Here is a 23,890-nt window from a genome sequence, read left to right as displayed (position 1 = left end):
CCGGCTGCGGTCATAGGACTGTGTGCGGGAGTCTTCGGCAGTCTGGACAACGCCCGCGCATCGACCGCAGCGCCGACTACGGCGCCTTCCAAGGCCCGCGAAGGGCTTAGCGGCGGTTTTCGTTCCGATGTTCCTCGACCCCCTGGGGGCCCGCGAGTTCACGGAAACTGAAGGACCTTTCGCGGGAACCCGAGGGTGGACGGTCGTTTTCTCGTGGGTTCGGCCCTGGGTTCAGGCGAACACGCGGGGTGGGTGCCGAGGGGCCCGCCCTTGAGTGCCTTCCCTGGAAACGGTGCTGACACTGTAGGAGTCATGAGAGCAGAAGGAACGACACCAGAACCGGAAACCTCTATGCAGAGTGGGCTCACATCTCTGGGTGAGGTGGCGTGCCGTTATCAGGCGGATGAGATACGCCCGGAGGATCTGCCGATGATCGCTGCTGAGGCGCTCGCAGCCGGAATGGACACCCCGACATTGTGCGAGCTCGCCGGTTGGCCTCGCAACACAGACGCCCGCGATATTCGCGACGCGTTCGAGCAAGCACTTGCCGAGTCCGGAATCGGGTTGCCGGATCGGGGCCTGGCACGGCGCCACGCTCTGCGCCGGATGGCGGCGAGGCTTATCGATGGAGAGATATCTCCCGCTGACCTGGCGACGGACGACTGGTGGGAGACGGAGATCGAGACCGCGGTGGAGCAATCGTTCGTGGCGCTGATCCCGCAATGCGATTGCTGCATCGAGTACACCTTGGGGCTTGACCAGCAGACGTGGGCGGCCCAGCTGCGGAACGCTGCCCTCGCTCTGACGTCGTCTCCGCCGATCGGCCCCGGATGCTGACTGTGCCTCGCGTGCTCATCCTGAGCAAAGGCGTGGACCGGTCAAGCGGACTTCACTGAAGTGGCTGTTCAGCGGCCTGGTGCAGCAGCGCCCGTGCGGAGTCCGCGCAGCGCATCGCGGTCTTTTCGTCGAGGCCGAACACCTCGGCGAGGTGGAGCGGGTCAAGCCCGTGGGTCAGGGCCTCTTCGAGTTGCCGGTCGACACGGAGCCGTTCCAGCGTCGCGTCCTGACCGCGCATCGAAGCGCTGATCCAATGATTGCTGGCACGGATGGTCTTGGTGGCGGTCTGGTTGTTGATCAGCAGGTGGAGGTTCGCGGTGTCCGGCCACCGGTTTCGCCGGTGCTCCAGCCAGTCCAGCAGCAGTTTCAGGGTGAGGTCGTCGAGCGGGCGGACACGTCCGGCGATGGTCAGCCTTCGGTTTCCGAGGTCGAGGTCGTCGAGCATGAGGGTGGCGATCTGGGCGACCCGGGCGGCGTGGACCGCTGCGAGGGCGAGGATGAGCCGCGTCGCCGGGGTGGTGGCCGCCGCGACGGAGCGGTCGACCTGGGCGGGGACGAGCGGTTGCAGCACGGCGTACTCGTATTGCCCGACCTTGATCCGACTGGTGGGGTTGCGGAAGATCAGCCCGTTCCGCTTGGCCCATGTGAACAGCGAGCGCAGGGCGACGAGTTGGTCGTGGCGCTGGTGGCCGTGCAGTGTCTTGATGTAGGTGAGGACGTCGTTGCGGGTCGCTTCGCGCAGGTGGTCGTAGGGGTTCGACCATTCCAGCAGGGCCGGACGGACTCGGTTGCGGTAGAGCCAGACCGTGCCTTCCCGTCGCGGGAGGTTGCGGGGGCCGCCGTCGCGCAGGACGCGGGTCCAGCGCTCGGCCTCCGAGCGGATGCCGGGTGCGAGACCCTCCAACCTCTCGGCGAGCCAGCGTTCGAAGGAGGGTTCGCTGTCGTCTTCGGAGATCCCCATCTCTGCCAGGACTGTGATGGTGTGGCCGACCGGCAGGTCCAGGGCCCGCAGCGGGGCGGAGATCTCCGTGTGCCGGATGACGTCGCCCTCGACGTGGCCGGTGAGGACGAGGGCCAGGCCGCGGTTGACGGCGAAGCGGATGTTGCGTCCCCAGCCGCGGGCCTCGGCGAGACGGTGGGCGAGGTACTTCGCCCAGGCCAGCCACGGGCTGGTCAGGTCGGCGTCGGCCAGAGCGAGCCGGCTGTAGTCACGGGGGACCTGTGTGAACAGCGGTAGCTGCTGCCAGCCGGGATCCGGGCGCCAGGCCGGTGCGGGAGGCGGCTTGCGCGGGGCTCCCCGCCGTCCTCCGCGCGTCCGAGCCGCAGGGGTCGGTCTCCTGCGGTAGTGCATCCCGACGAAGAACAGTTGGTGATGCCGGACGGCGGCGAGCCGGTCCCGCACGTCCGTCTCGTCCGTGGGCTGGCCGATGATGGCCTTCGCACTGAGGCGGGCCTGGCACCAGCACAGGCGGCAGTAGTTCCACTTCAGCGGCTGGACGCGGCGGCAGCCGGTGCATGCGGCCGCGTCGTGGCCGCGGCCGAACATGTAGCAGGTGGGGCAGAGACGGCCGCTGAAGTTTCCCCAGGCCAGGCAGCTGTCGCAGGAGTCGGTGGGCTTGACGTAGCCCTTCGGGAACCGTGCCATCGGCTCACTCCGGCGGCAGCGACCGGCCGTCCCGGCGCTTGGGAATCACCTTCGGTGCGGCGGTTCCCGCACCGACCGCGGCCCGTTCCGTCGTCTCTGTCTGGCCAGGGCGGCTGACCTTCTCCGGTTCGGGGATCAGCAGGTCTCCGATCTCGCAGCCGAGGACCACGCAGATGACGTCCAGGTCCTCCAGCTTGAGCGAGACCGGCTGGCCGGACCACAGCCCGGACATCTTGCCGGCCGAGATCACCAGGCCGTGCTCGGCCAGACTCCGCTGGAGCTCGGACGCCTTCCAGATACCCTTGTTCGCGGCGGTCAGCCGCAGGTTCCACCTCATCAGGCCAGTCCTTCCAGCCGCTTCGCGGCCCGTTCCATCCCGGCGACCCAGGTGTCCTCGACCCGGGTCTGCTGCACGTGGATATACCGCATGGTCGTAGCGATCCAGGAATGTCCTAAGACCTCCTGGATTGCGAGCAAATCCAGCCCGTTTCCGTAGAGTTGGGACGCGCAGAAATGCCGCAGGACGTGCGGTGTCAACCTGTCCGTCCAACTCGCCAGATGAGCCTGGACCGCGTTGTCGAGCCCGTTGCGCAGGGCGTCGTCGCCGACCCGACGGGCGGAGCCGTCGGTGTTCTTGCGCTCAGAGGGGAACAGCGGAGCACCAGGGCGAGTGTGATCGTCATCGAACTGGCCCCACACGTCTTCGATGAACCACCGCAGTGTCCGGTCGGCACCGTTGATCAGCGGAACCATCCGCTCGCGCGGCCCCGAGCCACGGGCCCCCTTGCCGTGGCGGACGTGGAGTTTACCGAAGCGGCCCAGGTCCCACTTGATGTCGTCCAGGTCGAGCCCACATGCCTCGCTCACCCGCAGGCCGACCTGGGACATCAGCTTCGAGGCGGTGTAGTTCCGGGCGGTGGGCGCGAACTTCCGGCAGGTCGCCAGCTCGCCGCCCCAGCCCGTGAACAGCGTTCCGATCTCCGGCTCACTCGGCGGGATCCGCAGCTGGGCATCCTTGGCTCCGCGCGGCCGGTTCATCTCGTCGATCGGGCACTCGATCACTCGGCCGGTCATCCTGTGGAGTTCGACCTTGTGCCGCAGCTCGAGGAACATGAAATACGTGCTCAACGCCTGCGACCGGCCCAGCCGGGTGCCGCTGGGGGAGTGCCGCAGCACCTTCCCGAAGTACACGTCCGCGTCAGCGGGCTCCATGTCCCACAAGGGCCGACCGAACCAGGTCCTGATCTGATCCAGGTGACCGACGTCCCCGCGGATGGTGCCGTCCGCCAGCCCTGCTGAGGCCCGTGCGAGGACGAACCCGGACAGCACATCGGTCTCGAACCGCTCCAGCTCCTCAGCCGACGCGGGCGCCCAGCGCTCACGCAGGTCCCGTACGACTGCCAGCGCCGCCAACCCGAGCCTCCTCACCTTCGACCCGACTGCGAATCGGTCGGACGAGATGAGAACGCTTCAAGAATCACGAAGTTACGTCACAAGCCGGCAGAGCACACGAAGGAGGAAGACCCCCCTGGCCACGGGCCCGGGGACTCAGCGGGGCTCAGGGGAACTCACGGGATGTCGCACAGTCGGCGGCGGCTCGACGTCCTGCCGGGCCCGGCCGCGGGTCCCGAAAAGAGGACGATGCCCCGGCACCACCGCCCCGACGAGGGACTCGGACGCTCCCGGAGCGGCCTGACCTGCGAGATCCACCTCGCAGGGGAGGGCGGCTGCCGCCGCATGTCCCTCCTGCTCACGCCGGGCCAGTGGGGTGATGTCCCGCAGGTGACCGAGGTCCTGGACCGGATCAGGGTTCCCAGGCCTTTGGGTGGTCGGCCCCGGACCCGGCCGGATCACGTCAACGGCGACAAGGCATACAGCTCCCGCCGAAACCGCCGCTACCTCGACGGACTCGAGGCCCGCTGTAGCGGGACCAGGCCGTTTCCTTTGGATCTTCTGCTCGTTGGTCTGGCTGTGTCGTTGACTGACGCAGCAGTGGTCGCGTGTTGAGCCGTTGTTGCTGGACCGACCGCGGCGTTCCGACCCTGATCCTGTTTGACCAGAGTCATGTGCAGGAGACGTTGGTGGGCGGCGCACCCAAGCGCCGCGTCGAGAAGGCGTTCTCGACCTGGCTGTCCTGGACTGCCCTTCCCCTCCCAGAAAACCCAACGGAGCCACGATGACGTCATCGCAAGTCGCCCCCAGCATCTCGACCAGGAGCACGCTTGACCCGGTCGGACTCGAAGAGCCCATGGAGCAGTTGGTGACTGCTGCTCAGGTCGCGCAGGTGTGGGCCCTGGTCCTGGAAGCGCAGGTATCTGTCGGCACGGCGGACCCGAGCGACGAGCACGCCATGAACATGGCTCAGGAAGAGGTCAGGGGCAATGCTCGGGCGTACCGGAGTGTCCAGCTTCCCTCGGTGATCAATCAGCTTGTCCAGATGGCAACGGCGGCCGACCTGTTCCAGAGCTTGCACGAGGGCACTGTGGATTCCCCGGAGGGCGTTGCTTCGGTTCTGGACGAGCTGACGCCGGTTTTCGAAGAGCATCAGCAGCATGCCCGTGATCTCGCAGTCAGGTACGAAAAATTCGCCAAGGAGACGGAGGACCGGCTGGGAGTCCTGGCCGACCGGACCCATGCCGAGATCAAGAAGATCTCCGGTGACGACGGCAGGGTCGCCGCCAAGACCAAGGAACTGGAGGCGATGCAGGAGGTCGTGCGGAAGGACCTGGAGGCCGCCATCTCCGCCTCGCACAAGGTGGGCAAAGGTGCGCGGAAGATCCTCGACACCATCCTCGACGTCTTCAAGGAAGCCGCGAAGAAGAAGGGGGAGGACGACGGCAAGAAGAAAAAGGATGATAAGTCGTCCTCCGGCGAATCCGCGCCGGAAGGCTCGGAGGATGTGCACGAGGGGATCGAGGACATCACGTCCGGCGAAATCAGTGCCGCCCTGCAGAAGCTCCGCAGGGACTGCGAGAAGGTCGAAGCGCTTTGCATGGAGATCGCCGCACTGAAGTCAGGTCTGGCGAAGGCGAAGAGGGTCGATTCGGAATGCGGTGCCTATAGGCGCAGCGTGCGTGACGTGATGCGCCCGGCCCAGGAACTCGCCGATGCCTGGAACCAGTTGATCGCATCGTTCGCGGCGGTGCTGGAAGAGCAGGCGAAGAAGGATGACGGAGGCGCCTGGCTGGCCAACGAGATCAGCTGGAGCGTCATCAAGTGGCAAACCCTCCAGAATCAGACGGAGAGGTTGCGCATCGCGATCACCGGAAACTGAAACCGACCACTGGAAGGCTGGGAGAAAACTATGAGTGACGCACTTGCTGCTGCCTTGGAAAAGCAGGAGAAGCTCGGACGGGAGACGGCTGGGCAAGGGACCCTGACCGCACTCGTGCAGGCGCATTCTCTAGGCATCATGCAGCAGCCGAAACCGGACTTCAGTCGCATCGATAACAAAGAAATCCGGGACTACGAGGGGACGGTTAAAAACGTACTGGACAAGGCTGCAGAAAATGCGCAGACGTACCTCTCGGTGGTACAGCCCAAGTCCATTGCAGTCCTGGGTAAGGTCGAGAACTACTTTCGCACGCTCGGCACATTTACGGACTTCATCAGAGAGGCAGATGATCCGGGTGACATGGCGGGGCTGCTGAGGGCCCTGCGCGAACAGGCGGGCGAGTTCATGGACGCGACGAAGGGATTCGGCAATGACATGAACGCGATGGTTAGCGCCTTCTCTGGCGACAAGCAGGGGTTCGATGACTGCGCCACTGAGCTTCATCGACTGGTGAATGGGCAGGACGGGGCGCTTGAAAAGTTGCAGGGCAGGCTGGACCAGGTAAACGCAAGTATCCACGCCGCCACCATCGGCGCAGCAGTCAGCGGGGGTGCGATTCTGGCGGGTGCAGGAATGATTCTCATCGGATGCTGCACTTCAATTTTCACCGGCGGACTGGGCCTGGGTGTGGCCATCGGAGGCGGCGTACTGATCGTCGGCGGCATCGCAGGAGGTATCGGCACCGGGATCGCGCTCGCGAATCTCTTCGACGAGAAGAGGAGCATCCTCGCCGACCAGGCGCAGATCGAAAGCGGGGTGAAGCTGCTGACGGCATGTGGCACCGGACTGGCAGACCTCGGTTCCCAGGCGGGAGGAGTGGCCAGTGCGGCGCAGAACACCACCAACGGATGGAATTTCCTCAAGGGGGCACTGAACTCCGCCGCCGACAATATCGAAAGGGCCGGAAAGGCGAATTTGCCTGTCGTCAGATCCGCCTTCTTGAAGTCCATCGAGAGGTCCCTGCCTCAAACTCTCGAACAGCTAAGCGATACACGGAAGGCTCTCGTCGGATTGGAAACGGTGACCCGGCCGAACACACACACCGGAGACCTCATCCGGGCCGAGCTGAAGAAGGCCCCCCAGTTGGTGGGATGACTTGTTAGCCAGCCCGGCTGGAGTCACCTGGCCGACCAGATGAAGATGGCGGCGATGTGGAGTCCGGCAAGGTAGGTGGTGGCGGTCTTGTCGTAGCGGCTGGCCAGGCCGCGCCACTGTTTCAGCTTGTTGATGCACCGCTCCACGGTGTTGCGCTGCTTGTAGGTCTCGCGGTCGAAGGCTGGTGGACGGCCACCGAGCCGACCGAGTCGCTTGCGGTTCGCGGCCTGGTTGGCAGGTTGCGGGATCACGGCCCGGATCCCGCGCTGCTGAAGATGGGCTCGGATTGCGCGGGACGAGTAGGCCTTGTCGGCCAAAACCACATCCGGGGTGGTCCGGGGCCGGCCGATCGGCCGTGGCACCCCTAACTGGGCCATGACCTTGGAGAACGCGGGCGCGTCACCGGCCTGGCCAGGGGTGAGGACGAAGGCGAGCGGACGGCATCGGCTGTCTGCGGCGAGGTGGATCTTCGTACTCAAGCCGCCGCGGGACCGTCCGAGGGCATAGTCGTCCGGCTCGCCAGTTGGGGCCCCCTTTGACGGGCCCCGGCGGCGTGCTGATGGGCACGGATGACGGTGGAGTCGGCCGAGACAATCCAGCCGAGGTCGCCTTCGGCGTCGGCCTGGGCGAGCAGGGCGGTGAAAACTCTCTCCCAGGTGCCGTCGGCGGCCCACTTCCGCAGCCGGTTGTGGGCGCCCTTCCACGACCCGAAGTGCTTGGGCAGGTCCATCCATGGAGTGCCGGTGCGGTACTTGAACGCGATCGCGTCGATCACCTGTCGGTGATCCCGCCACCGCCCACCCCGCTTCGGGGTCCGGTCCGGCAGCAACGGCTAGATCCTCGCCCACTGGGCGTCAGTCAACGACACACATCAACCAACGATCAGGTGATCCGAAGGAAACGCCCTAGTCACCTTCGGCGTCGGTGGTGATCACGGCAGGGCAGCAGGGAGACTCTCCGCAGTTCGTGCCGGTTCTGTTCGAGTGCGTGGCGCCTCAGGAAGCGTGTGCCCGCATCGCCACAAAGGTGGCTATCTCTTCCACGAACGGAAATTCAGGCTCCAGATACAGTCGGCGGCGCTGGACAGGGTTCGGCACTGGCACAACCATCAGTCTGTGCGTCCGGTTGAACTCCTTGCCGAAGCCGTCTCGCACCGAGGTCACGGTGTGCCGCGCCTCCGCGACCTCGTCCCAGCTCACGACCATGAGCGTGCCGCCCTCCGTGAGCCATCCCACCCCTTCGTCCCACACGACCACCCACGTCGCCGGATACCGGATACGGGGGCGTTTCATCCAAGCGATACCCAGCGCCGCGAGGGTCACGAGATAGCCGATCGACAAGCCCATGACGGCCGGGAACGGAAAGTCGGGCCACCCGGCCACCACACCCCAGGTCGTCAGGCCGCCGATGAGGAACGCGAAGAACAGGGCTGTCAGCAGATCGAACCAGGAACCGCCACGCCTCCGCGCTCCGACCATGTAGCGCACCTCGCCCAGGTCCGCGCCTTTGATCGCTTCCCTGAACGCCTCGGCCACGTGATCGGAGAACGCCACCTCTTCCACTGCGCCCCCTTGGAGTTTCCAGGCCAACTTCCGTGCCCGGCATAGTTGTTGATGCCTCGGTGTGCCGCCAGTATGCAACACCCAAACGTTTGGGCCAAACGTTTGGGTCATGTTGCCTCGCGCGGTCGCGCCCACGCCCACGCCCAGGATCCGAACCGGCCGCATCGCAACAGCCTGAGTCGCCCCAGGCGGATGAGGCGGTGCCGCCGCCTGCGCGGTACGCCACAATTGGCATGACCGTGGAAGTTCCGCAGCCGCGGTCATGTTGTCGGGCGAGGGAAGGAGTTGCCGTCGTGGCAGGCGAAGGACCAGTGACGCTCCAGGGCATTGCCGAGCAACTCGGCCTGCATGTCTCGACCGTCTCGCGCGTGCTGAACGGGCGGCAGGACGGCCATACGCGTGCCGCATCCGGCGACACCGCCCGCCGAATCCGGAACCTCGCGAACGAACTCGGTTACCAACCGAACCCGTTGGCCACCGGTCTGCGTACCCGCCGGAGCAACTTGATCGGCGTACTCGTGCCGCGTCTGTCCGAGATCGTGATGGCCACGATCTACGAGGGCGCCGAGGAAGCCGCAGCGGCGCACGGCCTGTCGGCCTTCGTCACCAACACGCATGACGATCCGGCGCTCCAGCGGGAGCGGATCACCATGGTGCTGGCCCGTCGTGTCGATGGCCTCGTCATCGGCGATGCGCACCTGGACGGAGCAGCCCTCGACCTGCCCGGCCTGCGCACCACACCTTTTGTTCTCGTCAACCGCCGCACCAGCGTCGGTCACACCTCAGTCACGTGTGACGACAGACTGGGCGGGCGGCTGGTCGCCGAGCATCTTCTGGCCCTGGGGCACAGGTCCGTGGGGGTCATCGCGGGCGAGCCTTTTGCCAGCACCGGAGCAGATCGGACCGAGGGATTCGTCGAGCGCTACCGCGAGGCAGGACTGCGGCTGCCCACCTCGCGGGTCGTGCACTCGGCTTTCGATACCGCGGGGGGCAGGCGCGCCGCGCACAATCTGCTCGCCGTGCACGAAGACCGTCCGACCGCTCTCTTCGCCGTGAACGACTTCGCGGCTATCGGTGCCGCAGGCGCGGCCCGTGACCTCGGGCTGCGGCTCGGCCGGGACGTTGCACTGGCCGGCTTCAACGACACGCCCCTGGTGGCGGAACTGCCAGTGCCGCTCACGAGCGTTCACTCCCCCATGGCCGAGCAGGGACGCCGGGCGGTGAACCTCCTGCTGCGCCGGATCGCCGGCGAGGAAATCCGCTCTGAGATCCTGACGCCGCACCTCATGGCGCGCGAATCCACGGGCGGGCCCGTGGGTGCGCCCCTGTTGTAGTCGTCAGTCATTGCACGGTGAGTGTTGTCCTGGTGCGCGGCGCAGACGTCCGCGCCCCGCAACTCGGCGCTCTCGGCGCCATCCCATCCCGCAACACACGTACGAGCGAGCACAGTTGGTCGTAGCTGGGTGGTGGAAGAGTCTCGGACGCCACTCCCAAGGATCACCATGCGACTCTTCGAGATCAATTCACCGTGGGAGTGTGGCCATCACAGCCTCATGTTGGCGCCACGTCAGCGTTGGCGGCCTGTCTCGCCGGCCGCGTCCCAGATCCTATGGTGCGGACCGCGCCTGATCTGCATCGCCGGCGACTTCACCCGCTACGACGTACATGCCGTCCGTGAGCACCGGCGCTCGATCGACCTGGTCCGCCACAGACTCTTCGGCCGCGACCTGCTCGGGCTTGAGGCCGTGGCGTCCGTGAGCGGCGGCATGCCTTACAGCTCGGTCGTGCGACGCGGAGGGCGCCTGACGGTCATCTTGCCCGGTCAGGCGCCCTTTTTCTGCGTCTAGAAGAAGCCGAGCTTCTTCGGCGAGTAGCTCACCAGGAGGTTCTTCGTCTGCTGATAGTGCTCCAGCATCATCTTGTGGTTCTCGCGGCCGATCCCCGACTGCTTGTACCCGCCGAAGGCGGCGTGGGCCGGGTAAGCGTGGTAGCAGTTCGTCCAGACCCTGCCTGCCTGGATGGCGCGGCCGGCCCGGTATGCGGTGTTGATGTCGCGGGTCCACACGCCCGCGCCGAGACCGTAGAGCGTGTCGTTCGCCGTTCTGATCGCGTCGTCGAAGTCCGAGAAGGATGTGACCGCCACGACCGGACCGAAGATCTCCTCCTGGAAGACCCGCATCCGGTTGTCGCCCTCGAAGATGGTCGGCTGGACGTAGTAGCCGCCCGCCAGCTCCCCGTCGTACTCGATCCGCTGACCGCCCGTGAGGACCTTCGCCCCCTCCTGCTGGCCGATGTCCAGGTACGAGAGGATCTTCTGCAACTGGTCGTTGGAGGCCTGTGCGCCGATCATCGTGTCCGTGTCCAGCGGGTGCCCCGGCGCGATCTTCTCGGTGCGTGCGATGCCCGCCTCCAGGAATTCGCCGTAGTGGCCGCGCTGGATCAGCGCGCGTGACGGGCAGGTGCAGACCTCGCCCTGGTTGAGGGCGAACATGGTGAAGCCTTCAAGGGCCTTGTCGCGGAAGTCGTCGTCCGCGTTCCATACGTCGTCGAAGAAGATGTTCGGCGACTTGCCGCCCAGCTCGAGCGTCACCGGCTTGATGTTCTCGGAGGCGTACTGCATGATCAGCCGCCCGGTAGTGGTCTCACCGGTGAAGGCGATCTTCGCCACGCGCGGACTGGAGGCGAGTGGTTTGCCGGCCTCCGCTCCGAAGCCGTTGACGATATTGACGACACCGGGCGGCAGGAGGTCGGCCACCAGCTTCAGCCATACGTGGATGGAGGCCGGGGTCTGTTCGGCCGGCTTGAGGACCACCGCGTTGCCCGCGGCGAGAGCCGGTGCCAGCTTCCAGGTCGCCATCAGGATGGGGAAGTTCCACGGGATGATCTGTGCGACGACGCCCAGCGGTTCGTGGAAGTGATAGGCGACCGTGTCGTCGTCGAGTTCGCTGAGCGACCCCTCCTGCGCGCGGAGCGCACCGGCGAAGTAGCGGAAGTGGTCGATGGCCAGGGGGATGTCGGCGGCCAGGGTCTCCCGCACCGGCTTGCCGTTGTCCCAGCTCTCCGCGACCGCCAGCTCCTCCAGGTGCGTCTCCATGCGGTCGGCGATCCTGTTCAGGACCGAGGCACGGTCTCCTGCCGCGGTGGCTCCCCAGGCGGGCGCCGCCGCGTGGGCCGAGTCCAGGGCCCGTTCGACGTCCTCGGCACTGCCACGGGCGATCTCGGTGAAGGGGCGGCCGTTGACGGGGCTGGGGTTCTCGAAGTACTGGCCTCGGGCGGGCGGGACGTAGGCACCGCCGATCCAGTGGTCGTAGCGGGACTCGTACGTGACGATGGCGCCCTCGGTGCCCGGCGCAGCGTAACGGGTCATCTCTGTGGCCTCCCGGATCCGTGCCGTCCGCCCTTGGACGGCCCTCGGTGTGACGGTAGACGGCGCCACGTTGCAACCCCGTTGCGGACAAACGCGGCTATCGCTGCTCGGCATCCAGCGCTCGTGCCCTGGCGAGGATCGCTGGACGCTGTCCTGCGGGTACGGCCGCCGCGAGCGCCCGCCAGGCCTGGAGGTCGTCCTCGCCCCAAGGACTGTACGCCCAGTCGGCCAGCAGGCCCGGGTCGGCGCGCGCGATCAGTGCCGCCCGTAGTTGCCCGTCGAGCCGGTTCCGCAGCCGGACGACCGAGGGCGCTTGCGAGCCCGGCAGCAACGGGCCCGTGTAGGCGCTGAGCGCCGCCGCGACCGCGCCGGACGCCAGCCTGCGCGCCACCGTGTCGAAATCGGCGTCGACCGGGGCGGCGAGACGGTAGGGGCGGGAGGGCAGCAGCTCGGGGCCGAGCAGCCGGCGCAGCCGGGAGAGCTCGGCCCGCAGGGTCACCGGAGTCACCGACAGGTCCTCGTACAGCTCGACGAGGAGTTCGTCGCCGCCCAGACCCTCCGGATGGCGGGCCAGCGTCACGAGGATCTCACTGTGCCGTCTGCTGAGCCGGAAGCTGCGGCCTCCTGCGACGAGCAGTGCCTCCTCGCGCCCCAGCGCACTGAGCCGGACGGTCGCGCCGTCGGGCGGGCGTGTCCGCAGTGCGAGTTGTGATTCGGCGGCGCGTGCCACCGCCTGCACGAACGCCAGGCTGTGCGGATGTGCCAGCCGGTCCCCACCGGTGATGTCCACGGCGCCCAGCACCCGCCCCGTGTACGGGTCGTGGAGGGGTGCCGCCGCGCAGGTCCACTGCTGGACCGGTCGCAGGAAGTGCTCGGCGGCGAAGACCTGCACCGGCCGGTCCACGGCGATGGCTGTACCCGGCGCGTTCGTCCCGGCCACGGACTCGGCCCAGCAGGCGCCCTCCACGAAGTTCATCCGGTCCGCGGCCTGACGGGTCGACGCATGCCCTTCGACCCACAGCAGCCTGCCGTGCGCGTCGCACACCGCGAGGAGGTGTTCCCCGTCCATCGCGTAGGCGCTCATCAGCTCACGGATCACCGGCATCGCGGGGGCCAGGGGGTGCCCGTCCCGGTACGGCCCGAGATCGTCCGCGCCCAGTTCGACCAGGGCGGCGCCGTCCGGGCTGACCCGTGCCCGTGCCGAGCGCTGCCACGACTCGCCGACCACCGGTCGTACCGGCCGCTCCAGACGTCCGGCCGTGGTGAACACCTCGTGCGCGTGCCGCAGTTGGCCGAGGCGTTCACCGGGGTCCGTATCGGCTTCCAGGGCCACCCAGGGGTCCGTCAACTCACTCTCCCGTCCAGGGGCGTCTCCGTCCCATCGTGGCCCCGGTCGACGCCTGCGACAACCGGGGTGCGAAGAGTGAGCGGACGTGGCGGCGACGACGCGTCAGCCGGCGGAGTACAGATTGACGAGCCGGATGTAACGCACCCAGTCCCAGTTCGGGCCGGGATCCGTGTGGTCGGTGCCCGGGACCTGGACATGGCCGAGAATGTGAGCGCGGTCCTTGGGGATGTTGTAGCGGTCGCAGACCGAGGCGGTCAGCAGCGCCGACTTCTCGTACATGGCATTGGTGAAGTAGGAGGGCTGGTCCACCCAGCCCTCGTGCTCGATCCCGATGCTGCGTGTGTTGTAGTCCCAGTTGCCCGCGTGCCAGGCGATGTTCTGCTCCCGGACGCACTGGGCGACATAGCCGTCCGACGAGCGCACCACATAGTGCGCGGACACCTGTTTCGCAGGATTCTGGAAGATCCCGATCGTGCTCGAAAAGGTTTCCTGGGTGACATGGATGATCACATACTGGACGGGATAGGCCGAAGGGCGGCTCGACGCCGTGTAGTTGGACGTCGACGCGGGGGTCCAGTGCGCGAGCGGATAGTCCGTGTCGCCCGCGGTCGTGGAAGCCGCGGCGCGGGCGGAGGCCGGGAGCAGCGCGGCGGCCGCCGTCACCGCGGCGCCCTGAAGAATCCTTCTGCGATGCATGAACACTCCTGTGCGTGGGGGGAGGGACGAGGGGCTGGTGGTGCGGTCACGGGCTGGACAGCAGCGTCGCCGTCTCCCGCAGATGGCGGTGGAGTCCGCGATGGGGGTCACCCGCGGGCAGCCATTCCTTGCGGATCTTCGCCACACAGGTGTAGTTGGTGTCGCACACATTGGCCAACGGCGCCTCGCCGGCCTGGCTGACCAGCTGGTAGGCGTCGAGTTCGGAGAGGCCGTAGTCGCGCGCCAGCCACTGCACGAGGTCCAACTGCGAGATCCGGAAGGCGTCTTCGAGGGGGCGGGCGGAACCGGTCGACATCAGATGGGTGTCGGACTCTATGCGCGGCCAAGGAGTCGTGACGTCCTTGAGCAGTTCGACGAGCACCACCGTGTTCATCGCACACTCCACGGCGACCCCGCAGGTCTCGCCCTCACCCTGACGTGCGTGACCGTCACCGAGGCTCAGCAGCGCTCCTTCGACATTGACGCCCAGGTAGCAGGTGACGCCCGCCCTCATCTCCGGGGTGTCCATGTTGCCGCCATGTGCGTCCGGCACCAAGGCGGACCGTACCTCCAGATTCGCCGGTGCCACCCCGACCGTGCCGTGCATCGGATCCATCGGCAGCTCCACCTGGACGTCACTGTCCCGGGCACTGAACAGACAGGTGCGGCGTGCCCGGTCGAGCTGCCACATCCACACCACCTCGGGCAGCGGATCCTGAAGCGACGCGGTGGTGTGCGTGGAGGTGAGCGCCCCGAACAGCGGAACGGTCGTCGAGGCGGCCCAGTCCCTGGCCGGTTCGACGGACACGAAATGCACCGCGACGGTGTCACCTGGCTCCGCACCCACCACATGGAAGGGGCCCGTCTGCGGGTTGAGGTAAGGGAACTCGCAGACTTCGGAGACCAGATCCTTCTCGGAACGCACCCGTCCCGCGAAGCAGTCCTCGGTGTACACGTCGAGGAAGGTCCCCGGCTCGATGCGGGCGACCGGGGCCGCTCCGCCGAAGGTCCAGGCGTACTCGCCCTGCGTGGGGCGGACAGTCAGGATTCTGGGGTCGTTCATCGCTTCACCGCTCCTGTCTCGGGTTCCGCGGCCGGCTCCGGGGCGTCGTCAAGATGGATCCGTCCGGTCTGCGCCACCCGCTCCGGATGTCTGCGCAGCAGCATCACCAGCACAACGATTCCGATCAGCATCCAGACACCGACGACGGGACCGGCGTACGAGACCGGCGCACTCAGCTCGGAGACGAAGTCGAAGGCGGGGATTCCGGCGGCCGTCAGCAGCGCGGGCACGAACGCCGCTGTGCCCAGCACGGGGAAGAGCAGATGGAGTACGGGATTGAACCTGTCCCGCCGCCGTCGCAGGAAGTACCCGGCGCAGGACAGGTTCACGATGATGTACACGCCGATGATCACCGTGACGATCACGGTGGCCAGCAGGACGAATGCCGTCACCGGGTCGTAGGCGAACCCCAGTCCGAGCGTCGCGCCCACCGCGATCACGAACTGCACGGCCACGCCGGTGACGGGGGAGCGGCGGCGGGGGTGCAGCTGTGCGAACGCCTGCGGGAAGACCCCGATCCGGCCCAGGGCGAACGCCGTCCGGGTCGAGACGGTGGCACAGGCATTTGCGTTGGCCACGGTCGAGTTGACCACGGCGAGGAAGAGCAGCACCCAGAACAGCCCGAACGAGGCGCGTGCCACGCCCTCCCAGGACGCCGCTCCCGAAGCCCCGAATCCGGCGAACCTGTCGGGCCCGAAGTACACGGACATCGCATAGGTGGTGAGGACGTACACCAGGCCGATGGAGAGTGCCGCACCGAGCACGGCGCGGCGCATGGTGCGCCGCGGGTTCTTCGTCTCCTCGGCGAGCGGTGCCGCGGCCTCGAATCCGGCGAAGGCCAGCACGGTGTAGACCGATCCCGCGAAGATCCCGCTGATCCCGTCGAAGCCGTCCGCGGTGTGCGAAGTGCCGAACACGGAGAGCGTGTTGTCCGATCCGGCCTGTCCGATGAGCAGGAGCGCGAAGGCGACGAAGACGAGCACCTCGAAGATCCCGAGCACGGTTCCGAACCGGGCGGAGGCCCGTACGCCGAAGTATCCGGCGAGCGCGATGACCGCCGCGCCGGACACGGACCAGGGCCACCACAGGTCCGCCGGGTAGGACGACCACTCCTGGTGCAGGGTGCCCGCTGTCGTGAACCCGAGCTGGAGCAGCAACAGTGCGGGGACCAGGGCCTCCACGAAGACGTAACCCCAGCCGACGAGGAAGCCGATGGCCGGGTGCAAGCCTTGGGCGGAGTAGGTGGCGACCGAACCGGCGGCGGGCAGATGACGGGCCAGCTCCGCGACGCACGACGCGGTGAACAGACAGGCGATCAGCGCCACGACCACGGAGAGCGGCAGGCTCCCGCCCGCGAACGCGGCCCCGGAGGGAATGGAAGCGGCGATGGCTGCGGCGGGCGCCATCGCCGTGATGCTCTGGAAGAGGACCTCACGCAGCCCGACGGCATCACGTAACAGCCCACTGCTCGAATCCCCCGACACCCCTGTGACTCCCTTTGTCCGATGACCGGAAGGCGTTGTCCGATGTACGGCTCAGCTTCTCGCGCGCCCTACCGTACGGGCGTCACGCGGGCGGCGGAAGACGGCAGGGGCCCGGAATCGGGTACGCGGACGGGGAAGTCGGCGGAACGCACGGCGACGGCGGCACAGGGGCACGTGCCCCTGTGCCGCCGGGTGGGAGCGCGGTCAGCCGTGCAGCGGGCGCGGCAGCTTCAGCAGTGTCACCGACGTGTCGATGCCGCTGTCGACCAGTCGGCCGCTCGCGTCGAACGCCTCGGCGCCGTCGGTCATCCCGAAGTCGTTGTCGTTGATCAGGACGAGCGTGTCCGGGCCCGTCACAGCCACGCCCTCGATCTTCCCCGGCACACCCGTGACCCTGCCCAGGTCGACGACCAGGGTCTTGCGGAGCGTCGGTACGCCGGACGCGGAGGGGTCGGAGAGCTCCTCGTACGAGGGTGACGTCGACGGGTCGTCCCAGGCGGAGCCAAGAATTCCGGAGCCGCGGGGAAGTGTCACCCGGTGCAGCCGCGCCACCCTGTCCGTGCGCTCCTCGACCAGGAGTCCGCCCTGGCCGACCGCGACGACCGAGGAGATCTTCAGCTCGGAGGTGTCGTCCTCGCCGGGGTCCACGACATCGACCGGGTCGAACCGGTAGGCGTACTCCGCCGTGACCGCGCGCTTCTTCGTCGAGAAGCGCAGCAGCCGCACATTGCGCGACGACTCGCCCGCGTCCTGGTCGGGCAGCGAGAGCGGGCTCTGCACCGCCATCACCAGGTCACCGTCCGGCAGCAGGGCCAGCCCCTCGAAGCCGCGGTTGATCCTGCGGTTCAGGAGCACGCCGGGCAGCGCCTCGACCACCGGATAATCGGTGCCCGTCAGCCCGAGCCCCCGAGGGACGTAGCGTGTCAGCACCCGGCCGCGAGTCGAGACATGCACGAGGGAGGGGCCGTACTCGTCCACGAGCCAGAAGGTGCCGTCGGTGGCCCGGACGATGCCTTCGGTGTCCAGACCGCTCGGGTCGTACGCCAGCGGCGTCTTCGCGTCGTACGTGAAAGGAGCCTCGTCACGGCCCCGCTGGTTCGGCAGACCGGTGACGGCGGCGCCGGAGCGGGTGGTCAGCGCAAGGGACCGCAGCACCCGGATGTGCTTGCCCTCGACTCGGATCCTGACGATCGCCGGGTCGAAGCCCGGGACAGGGAAGGTGCGCCGCTTCTTTCCGTCGATCTTGATCTGGCCGTTGGGGCCGCGGTCCGTCACCGTCCAGAACTCGCCCTTGCGGCCCGCCGGGTAGAGGTCACTGCCGATACCGCCGAGCATCACGCCGCGGTCGTCGGCGACCGTCCCGGGGAGGAGCCCGTTGCTGAATCCGGCGAGCGGAACGTCAGGCAGTACGGCGCTCCCGGTGACCCGAGCGGTGGGTGCCGGGCGCTCGTGCCGGCCCGGCGCGCCCATTGCTGTTTCGGCGGTGCAGACCGTTGCGAGCAGGGCGAGCGGCAGTCCGACGGCGAGCGAACGACGGACAACACGCTTGGACATGGGGCCTCCTGAGGCACGAACAGCTCGGACGGCCGTCAGGTTCCGCCCGCACCCTCAACGGTCGGTGACTTCGAGCTGAACGCCTGGGCGGAACGGGGCGACGGACGGGGGACGGGCGTCCCCACCCGTCCACCGCCCGTCCCGGCACCGAGTGCCGAGCGGTCCTCGCGAGCGACGACCTCAGCCGTCCGTCACGCCCGAAGCTCCCAGCGCCGCCGCCGGATCGTCGTCCGCCGGTCCTGCCGGAACCCAGCGCCCGCTCTCCGCACGGTAGGGCCACCAGCGCCCGTCCCGCCCGAACCGGAGCTGCACACCCTCCTCCACGGCTGTCCATCGGTTTCCCGCCGGACGAAATCGTGGCCGCTCACCCTCCTCCCACGCCTCGGCCAGCCGGGTCCGGGCCCTGGCAAGGGTCTCCGGATCCGGGGTCCACTCCTCGTCGAGCACGGCGAGCGCGGCCGCCCCGCCGTACCGCCACGCACGCACCGCCGCATCGAGATCGGGGCGCGAGAGCCCCGATCCGGCGGCCAGCCGGGTGGCGATCCACGGTTCCGGCCCGACGTCCGCGATCAGCCGTACGGCGTCCTGTCGCGGCGTCAGTTCCACCGGCAACGGCTGGTTCTCGTGGTCGGGGGAGAGTGCGTCCGCCAGCATCCGGCAGGCGCGCGCCGCGCTGTCCGCGACCAGCATCTCCAAGGCCGCCGGATCGACGCCGGGCTCCGGTCCGGTCTCCGTGTCCAGCGACGGAGCGGGGCCCGGTTCCGTCGGCGGCGGTGGGGGTGCGGGCAGCGGGGGCAGGATGTCCCGCGCGTCGAAGGCCTCGTCCGCCCGTACTCCCCGGTTCTGCGCCCTTGCTTCCGGCGTGCCGGATCCGTCGGAGGCGGCCGGACCCGACGGCGCCCGCCCCTCGGCGCGGTCCGCGATGCGCACCTGGAGTTCGTCCAGGAGTCGCCGCTCACCGCGTCCGCGCATGAGGAGCAGGACGAACGGATCCTGGTCCAGCAGCCGCGCGACCTGGTAGCACAGGGCTGCGGTGTGCGGGCAGTGGTCCCACGCCTCACAGCTGCACTCCGGGTCCAGATCGCCGATCCCCGGCAGCAGATCCACCCCCGCCGCCGCCGCGTCCTCCACCAGGTGCGGCGGCATCTCCCGGTCGAGGAGCGCCGCGATGTGTCCGGCCCGGGAGGCCGCCATGTCCAGGAACCGTTCCCAGTCCTCCCCGCTCAGCTCCTGCAGGAGCACGTCACCGCGGTGCATGGACGCGTCCCGGTCCCGGACGACGGCGGTGATCCGGCCGGGCCGCACGGTCACCGCGCCGACCCGGCCCTCGCGGGCGAACCTTCGTCCCTTCTTGAGCTGTTCGCCGTCCAGCGCGGTGTCCTCCAGGGCCTTCAGCCATGCCCGGCCCCACCAGGACTCCGCGAAGCCGCGGCCGCGCGCGGGCGGCAGCGCGGCGAACGTGCGCTCCTGCACCGGCGCCGGGGCGTGGCGCCCGTCGGCGGCGGGGGAACCGGTCCCTCGACCGTCGAATCCGCCGTCGTCGTACCGATCACCGTCATCATCGGCGTCGTCGTACGCGACGCGCTCGTATCCTCCGCCGTCGTATCCGTCGCTCATCGTGTGCCCCCTCGCAGCTTGACCAGATCGGCCAGTTCCGCATCCGTCAGTTCGGTCAGTGCCGCCTCGCCGGACCCGAGCACCGCGTCCGCAAGCCCCTGTTTCCGGGCCAGCATGTCGGCGATCCGGTCCTCGATGGTGCCCTCGGCGACGATCCGGTGCACCTGCACCGGCTGGGTCTGCCCGATCCGGTACGCGCGGTCGGTGGCCTGTGCCTCCACCGCCGGGTTCCACCAGCGGTCGAAGTGCACGACATGGCCTGCCCGGGTGAGATTGAGTCCGGTGCCCGCGGCTTTCAGCGACAACAGGAAGACCGGGGCCTCGCCCGACTGGAAGCGGTTCACCATGGCTTCCCGCTGGGCGACCGGCGTACCGCCGTGCAGGAACTGCGTGCGGATCCCACGCGCCGCGAGGTGCCGTTCGAGCAGCCGGGCCATCTGCACGTACTGGGTGAACACGAGCACACTCGCGTCCTCCGCCAGAATCGTGTCGAGCAGTTCGTCCAGGAGTTCCACCTTTCCCGAACGGTTCTCGATGCGCGGCTCCTGCTCCTTGAGGTACTGCGCCGGATGGTTGCAGATCTGCTTCAGGGCCGTCAGCAGTTTCACGACGAGGCCCCGTCGCTCGAAGCCGTCGGCGTCGGAGATGGCGGTCAAGGTTTCTCGTACCACCGCTTCGTACAGGCCGGTCTGTTCCGCCGTCAGCGACACCGCGCGGTCCGTCTCGGTCTTCGGCGGCAGCTCGGGGGCGATGCCCGGATCCGACTTGCGTCGCCGCAGCAGGAAGGGCCGTACCAGCGAGGCGAGTCGCTCGGCCGCCGCCGGATCGCCGCCCTCCGCGGTCCGCGCGTATCGGGTACGGAACGTGCCGAGCCGACCCAGCAGACCGGGCGTCGTCCAGTCGAGGATCGCCCACAGCTCGGAGAGGTTGTTCTCCACGGGGGTGCCGGTGAGCGCGACCCGTGCCCGCGCGCCGATCGTGCGCAACTGCTTGGCCGTCGCCGAGTACGGGTTCTTGACGTGCTGCGCCTCGTCGGCGACCACCATGCCCCACCGGATGTCGGCGAGTTTCGCCGAGTCGAGCCGCATCGTGCCGTACGTGGTGAGGACGAACTCGCCGTCCGCCAGGTCGGTGAGGCTGCGCGAACCGCCGTGGAAGCGGCGCACCGGCGTGCCGGGCGCGAACTTCTCGATCTCCCGCTGCCAGTTCCCCATGAGTGATGTCGGACAGACCACGAGCGTCGGCCCGGCGGCGGATTCGATGCTCTGACGGTGCAGATGCAGGGCGATCAGCGTGATGGTCTTGCCCAGCCCCATGTCGTCGGCCAGACAGCCGCCGAGGCCGAGCGACGTCATGGTGTGCAGCCAGTTCAGACCACGCAGCTGATAGTCGCGCAGTGTGGCCGCGAGCGCCGGCGGCTGACCGACCGTCTGTCCCGCGCTCCCCGGTCCGTCGGACTCGGGATCGGCCAACCGGCGGCGCAACTGCTCCAGCCAGCCGGTGGCGCGCACATCGACCCTGCGACCACCGACCTCGGTGGATCCGGTCAGCACGGCACCGAGCGCGTCGATCGGACCGACCTTGCGGTCCTCGGTCTCGCGGGCGCGTCGAGCTTCCTCGGGGTCGATCAGCACCCACTGGTCGCGCAGCCGCACCACCGGCCTGTTGGCCTCGGCCAGGCGGTCCAGCTCGGCGCGGCTGAGCTTCTGGTCACCGAGGGCGAACCACCAGTCGAACGTCAGCAGCGCATCGGCCGACAGGAGCGGCGGCGTATCGGATCCGTCGCGCGTGGACGTCCCGTGCTCCGGTCCCTCCCCGTTCTCTGCCGGACCGATCACCGCCCGTGCGGTGAGCTTGCGGGCCAGTTCCCGGGGCCAGTGCACCTGGACCCCGGTCGCGGCGAGCGCCCGCCCGGCCGGACCGAGGAGGTCGGCGATCTCCTCGTCGGCCGGTTCGACGAAGTCGGGCACCGCGGCCGACAGCAGCGGAGACAGGGGTGGCCAGGCGCGGGCGGCCCGGCGCAGCGCCAGCAGGGCATCCATCCGGGCGCGGGGACCGAAGCCCACAGTGGCCGGCGCGGACCCCGCCCATACCTCGGAGGCGTCGGCGACCAGCGCCGGATCGCTGACGCTGTGGATCTGCAGAACAGCGCGAAAGGACGGCCGGGCGTCCTCTTCCGGTGCCGTCAGCCCCGACACCTCCACCCGCAGCGAGAGCCGGACACCGGCGTCGTGCCCGGCTGCGATGTCGGCGGCCCAGGCCCGCTGGTCGGGCAGATGCTGTGGCGCGTCGACGGCGAACGCCGACCCGCCGGTGGCGAAGGCCGCGGCGGGGGTGCGGGGCAGCCCGTCCGCGACCGCGTCGAGGAACGCGCGCAGCAGTTGCTCGGGTTCGGGCAGCAGAACGGGCCGTGCGGTCCTGTCGAGCGGCACCGCGTGGGCCAGGGGCGGCATCGAGGCCGCCAGCGTACGGATCCGGGACAGATCGTCGGCGGTCAGCGGCCCGGCCCGCCAGGCATCGCGATCGGTGGCGGTCAGTCCGGGAAGCAACAGGCCGCGCGCGGCGAGTTGGAGAGCGAGGAGCGCGGCGGCACCCCAGAACGCGGCGGCGCGGGAGGCGTGCGTCGAAGTCCGGGCGCGCGTCAGTACGGGCAGCGCGTCGCGGACCGGGAGCAACAGCGCCGGCACGGCGCGAACCTGCCCGTCGATGCCGACGACGGTCAGCTCCTCCGAGGAGCCGGGAGCATCGGGTGGACTACTGCCGTCCGGATGCCAGAAGCCGATCCGGCCGGTACGGGAGGGGTCCGCGGGCAGGAAGACCACGGAGCAGCCGGAGAGTGCGGAGATCTCGGAGAGCGTTGCCGCAGGGAGCCTGTGCACAGCGATGCCGAATTCCTCAAATTTGACTAGTCGGGGTCGAGTCGCCGAGGGTACTCCATCGCCGCGTACGACCGTGAGAGCAATCTGCGTGATCCAGCTCACTCTCGAGTGCTTCGGCCGCCCCGCGAGGCTGTCGGGTACGACGGCGTGTCACGCCCGGAGGTGGAGCCAGCACCCCCTTGGAGGGAGGGGGCTTGCCCCCGCACGTCCCGGGTGGTGGCGCCATGGTCGCCGTGCCCCTGGTCGCCCTACGTTTCTACAGGTCAGCGCAGCTTTCCAGAGACCGGAGACCTCATGCCACAGGCCATAGCCACCGTTGTGGAAGGCACCCGTGACGGCGCGGGAACCGTTGTCGGTTCCCGCGGTGCAGGAGCCGCCGCGAGCCAGGGGAGCGACTTCGCGCCGCTCCTGCGGGCGGTCAAGGGGCAGGGACTCCTGGAACGGCGTGCCGGCTGGTACACGGCGGGCATCGTCACCAATCTGGTCGCCCTGGGCGCCGTACTCGCCGGCATGTTCCTCCTCGGCAACACCTGGTGGACCCTGCTGCTCGCGCTGCCACTGGCGATCTTCTGGTCCCGCACCGCGTTCGTCGGTCACGACGCCGGACACGCCCAGATATCCGGCGATCGCAGGGCGAGCCGGGTCATCGGCCTGATCCACGCGAATCTGCTGCTCGGCATGAACGAAGCCTGGTGGAACGACAAGCACGTACGCCACCACGCCAATCCCAACCACATCGACAAGGACCCGGACGTCGGCGTCGGCGCCCTCGTCTGGACCCAGAAGCAGGCGGCCCAGCGCGAAGGATTCGCCCGCTGGCTGACCCGCAACCAGGCCCGGCTCTTCTTCCCGATGCTGCTCCTCGAAGGCATCGCGCTCAAGATCTCCGGCTTCCAGTACCTGCGGCGGCAGCCTGCCGGGGAGCGCGCCCTCTCGGCGCTGCTCCTCATCGCCCACCTCGGTCTCTACGCGGCCCTGCTGCTCACCGTCATGTCCCCGGGCAAGGCCGTCGTCTTCGCGCTGGTGCACCACGCGCTGTTCGGGCTCCATCTGGGCATGGCGTTCGCCCCGAACCACAAGGGTATGGAGATGCCCGATCCCGACGGGGATCGTTGGGGCCACCTCCAGCGCCAGGTCCTCACCTCGCGCAACGTACGCGGCGGCGTCCTCACCGACTGGTTCCTCGGCGGGCTCAACTACCAGATCGAACACCACCTCTTCCCGAGCATGCCCCGCCCGCATCTGCGTCTGGCGCAGCCCATGGTGCGCGCGCACTGCGAGGCACTCGGCATGCCGTACGCGGAGACCGGACTGATCGAGTCCTACCGGCAGGCACTCCAGCACATGCACGAGGTCGGCGAACCTCTGAGGTGAGGACTTCCGTCCGACTGGAACCGATGGGCGCGTAC

General features: G+C 68.4%; 17 protein-coding genes and 3 pseudogenes. 7 read left to right on the top strand and 13 right to left on the bottom strand.

Features of this window, described 5'->3' with window-relative positions; genetic code table 11:
- Positions 1-312 precede the first annotated feature (312 nt).
- Positions 313-837 (top strand): hypothetical protein, encoded by a 525-nt coding sequence (locus ACIRP2_RS20665; RefSeq protein ID WP_404252241.1) that lies wholly within the window; start codon positions 313-315, stop codon positions 835-837.
- 52 nt (positions 838-889) lie between these two features.
- Here ACIRP2_RS20665 and ACIRP2_RS20660 read toward each other — a convergent pair whose 3' ends face one another.
- Genes ACIRP2_RS20660 through ACIRP2_RS20650 form a run of 3 tightly spaced genes read right to left on the bottom strand, consistent with a single transcriptional unit; the run spans position 890 to position 3,895 of the window.
- Positions 890-2,482 (bottom strand): hypothetical protein, encoded by a 1,593-nt coding sequence (locus ACIRP2_RS20660; RefSeq protein ID WP_404252239.1) that lies wholly within the window; start codon positions 2,480-2,482, stop codon positions 890-892.
- A 4-nt stretch (positions 2,483-2,486) separates the two neighbouring features.
- Positions 2,487-2,819, bottom strand: a complete 333-nt coding sequence (locus ACIRP2_RS20655) for a helix-turn-helix domain-containing protein (RefSeq protein ID WP_404252237.1) — start codon at positions 2,817-2,819, stop codon at positions 2,487-2,489.
- Positions 2,819-3,895: a tyrosine-type recombinase/integrase gene (locus ACIRP2_RS20650; protein WP_404252235.1), complete on the bottom strand. Its 1,077-nt coding sequence runs from the start codon at positions 3,893-3,895 to the stop codon at positions 2,819-2,821. Before ACIRP2_RS20650 ends, ACIRP2_RS20655 begins: the two co-directional genes overlap by 1 nt.
- A gap of 213 nt (positions 3,896-4,108) precedes the next feature.
- Here ACIRP2_RS20650 and ACIRP2_RS20645 point away from each other — a divergent pair.
- The 3 genes and pseudogenes from ACIRP2_RS20645 to ACIRP2_RS20635 all read left to right on the top strand — a co-directional run.
- Positions 4,109-4,384 (top strand): annotated as a pseudogene (locus ACIRP2_RS20645) (IS5/IS1182 family transposase); the annotation flags it as partial.
- A 346-nt stretch (positions 4,385-4,730) separates the two neighbouring features.
- A complete protein-coding gene (locus ACIRP2_RS20640) occupies positions 4,731-5,756 on the top strand; it encodes a hypothetical protein (RefSeq protein ID WP_404252233.1) in 1,026 nt (341 codons plus the stop codon).
- Between the two features lie 30 nt (positions 5,757-5,786).
- Complete coding sequence (locus ACIRP2_RS20635; RefSeq protein ID WP_404252231.1) at positions 5,787-6,911, top strand: HBL/NHE enterotoxin family protein; 1,125 nt, start codon at positions 5,787-5,789, stop codon at positions 6,909-6,911.
- 23 nt (positions 6,912-6,934) lie between these two features.
- On the opposite strand, the pseudogene ACIRP2_RS20630 reads toward ACIRP2_RS20635, so the two are convergent.
- Both ACIRP2_RS20630 and ACIRP2_RS20625 read right to left on the bottom strand, forming a co-directional pair.
- A pseudogene (locus tag ACIRP2_RS20630) lies at positions 6,935-7,740 on the bottom strand (IS5 family transposase).
- Positions 7,741-7,906: 166 nt separating this feature from the next.
- A complete protein-coding gene (locus tag ACIRP2_RS20625) occupies positions 7,907-8,473 on the bottom strand; it encodes a hypothetical protein (protein WP_404252229.1) in 567 nt (188 codons plus the stop codon).
- A 293-nt stretch (positions 8,474-8,766) separates the two neighbouring features.
- On the opposite strand from ACIRP2_RS20625, the gene ACIRP2_RS20620 reads away from it, so the two are divergent.
- Positions 8,767-9,807, top strand: a complete 1,041-nt coding sequence (locus ACIRP2_RS20620) for a LacI family DNA-binding transcriptional regulator (RefSeq protein WP_404252227.1) — start codon at positions 8,767-8,769, stop codon at positions 9,805-9,807.
- Between the two features lie 258 nt (positions 9,808-10,065).
- Positions 10,066-10,266: pseudogene (locus ACIRP2_RS20615) on the top strand (transporter); the annotation flags it as partial.
- A gap of 50 nt (positions 10,267-10,316) precedes the next feature.
- On the opposite strand, the gene ACIRP2_RS20610 reads toward ACIRP2_RS20615, so the two are convergent.
- The 8 genes from ACIRP2_RS20610 to ACIRP2_RS20575 form a co-directional block, all read right to left on the bottom strand.
- Positions 10,317-11,840, bottom strand: coding sequence for an aldehyde dehydrogenase family protein (locus ACIRP2_RS20610; protein ID WP_404252225.1), 1,524 nt, complete (start codon positions 11,838-11,840; stop codon positions 10,317-10,319).
- Positions 11,841-11,937: 97 nt separating this feature from the next.
- Positions 11,938-13,188, bottom strand: a complete 1,251-nt coding sequence (locus ACIRP2_RS20605) for a GAF domain-containing protein (RefSeq protein ID WP_404252223.1) — start codon at positions 13,186-13,188, stop codon at positions 11,938-11,940.
- Between the two features lie 102 nt (positions 13,189-13,290).
- Complete coding sequence (locus ACIRP2_RS20600) at positions 13,291-13,884, bottom strand: N-acetylmuramoyl-L-alanine amidase (RefSeq protein WP_404252221.1); 594 nt, start codon at positions 13,882-13,884, stop codon at positions 13,291-13,293.
- A gap of 46 nt (positions 13,885-13,930) precedes the next feature.
- On the bottom strand, positions 13,931-14,947 hold the full coding sequence (locus ACIRP2_RS20595; protein ID WP_404252219.1) for an acetamidase/formamidase family protein: 1,017 nt from the start codon (positions 14,945-14,947) through the stop codon (positions 13,931-13,933).
- Positions 14,944-16,431 (bottom strand): APC family permease, encoded by a 1,488-nt coding sequence (locus ACIRP2_RS20590; protein WP_404252217.1) that lies wholly within the window; start codon positions 16,429-16,431, stop codon positions 14,944-14,946. Before ACIRP2_RS20590 ends, ACIRP2_RS20595 begins: the two co-directional genes overlap by 4 nt.
- A 204-nt stretch (positions 16,432-16,635) precedes the next feature.
- A complete protein-coding gene (locus ACIRP2_RS20585; protein ID WP_404252215.1) occupies positions 16,636-17,985 on the bottom strand; it encodes an esterase-like activity of phytase family protein in 1,350 nt (449 codons plus the stop codon).
- 180 nt (positions 17,986-18,165) lie between these two features.
- Positions 18,166-19,602 carry an SWF or SNF family helicase gene (locus tag ACIRP2_RS20580; protein WP_404252213.1) on the bottom strand — a complete coding sequence of 479 codons (1,437 nt, stop codon included), beginning with the start codon at positions 19,600-19,602 and terminating at the stop codon, positions 18,166-18,168.
- On the bottom strand, positions 19,599-22,481 hold the full coding sequence (locus ACIRP2_RS20575; RefSeq protein ID WP_404252211.1) for a DEAD/DEAH box helicase: 2,883 nt from the start codon (positions 22,479-22,481) through the stop codon (positions 19,599-19,601). Before ACIRP2_RS20575 ends, ACIRP2_RS20580 begins: the two co-directional genes overlap by 4 nt.
- Before the next feature lie 294 nt (positions 22,482-22,775).
- Between ACIRP2_RS20575 and ACIRP2_RS20570 the strand changes: the two genes are divergently transcribed.
- The gene (locus ACIRP2_RS20570) at positions 22,776-23,855 is read left to right on the top strand and encodes a fatty acid desaturase family protein (RefSeq protein WP_404252209.1); all 1,080 of its coding nucleotides are present in this window, start codon (positions 22,776-22,778) and stop codon (positions 23,853-23,855) included.
- Positions 23,856-23,890 lie beyond the last annotated feature (35 nt).

The organism is Streptomyces sp. NPDC101194, from assembly GCF_044767885.1.
Classification (GTDB): Bacteria; Actinomycetota; Actinomycetes; order Streptomycetales; family Streptomycetaceae; genus Streptomyces.
Note: the sequence above shows the minus strand (reverse complement) of the source record. Positions and strands in the feature narration are given on the sequence as shown.

Excerpts from the sequence above, each read along its gene's own strand:
- ACIRP2_RS20665 (WP_404252241.1), top strand. The coding sequence starts at position 313 with ATGAGAGCAGAAGGAACGACACCAGAACCGGAAACCTCTATGCAGAGT.
- ACIRP2_RS20660 (WP_404252239.1), bottom strand. The coding sequence starts at position 2,482 with ATGGCACGGTTCCCGAAGGGCTACGTCAAGCCCACCGACTCCTGCGAC.
- ACIRP2_RS20655 (WP_404252237.1), bottom strand. The coding sequence starts at position 2,819 with ATGAGGTGGAACCTGCGGCTGACCGCCGCGAACAAGGGTATCTGGAAG.
- ACIRP2_RS20640 (WP_404252233.1), top strand. The coding sequence starts at position 4,731 with ATGGAGCAGTTGGTGACTGCTGCTCAGGTCGCGCAGGTGTGGGCCCTG.
- ACIRP2_RS20635 (WP_404252231.1), top strand. The coding sequence starts at position 5,787 with ATGAGTGACGCACTTGCTGCTGCCTTGGAAAAGCAGGAGAAGCTCGGA.
- ACIRP2_RS20610 (WP_404252225.1), bottom strand. The coding sequence starts at position 11,840 with ATGACCCGTTACGCTGCGCCGGGCACCGAGGGCGCCATCGTCACGTAC.
- ACIRP2_RS20600 (WP_404252221.1), bottom strand. The coding sequence starts at position 13,884 with ATGCATCGCAGAAGGATTCTTCAGGGCGCCGCGGTGACGGCGGCCGCC.
- ACIRP2_RS20595 (WP_404252219.1), bottom strand. The coding sequence starts at position 14,947 with ATGAACGACCCCAGAATCCTGACTGTCCGCCCCACGCAGGGCGAGTAC.
- ACIRP2_RS20585 (WP_404252215.1), bottom strand. The coding sequence starts at position 17,985 with ATGTCCAAGCGTGTTGTCCGTCGTTCGCTCGCCGTCGGACTGCCGCTC.
- ACIRP2_RS20580 (WP_404252213.1), bottom strand. The coding sequence starts at position 19,602 with ATGAGCGACGGATACGACGGCGGAGGATACGAGCGCGTCGCGTACGAC.
- ACIRP2_RS20570 (WP_404252209.1), top strand. The coding sequence starts at position 22,776 with ATGCCACAGGCCATAGCCACCGTTGTGGAAGGCACCCGTGACGGCGCG.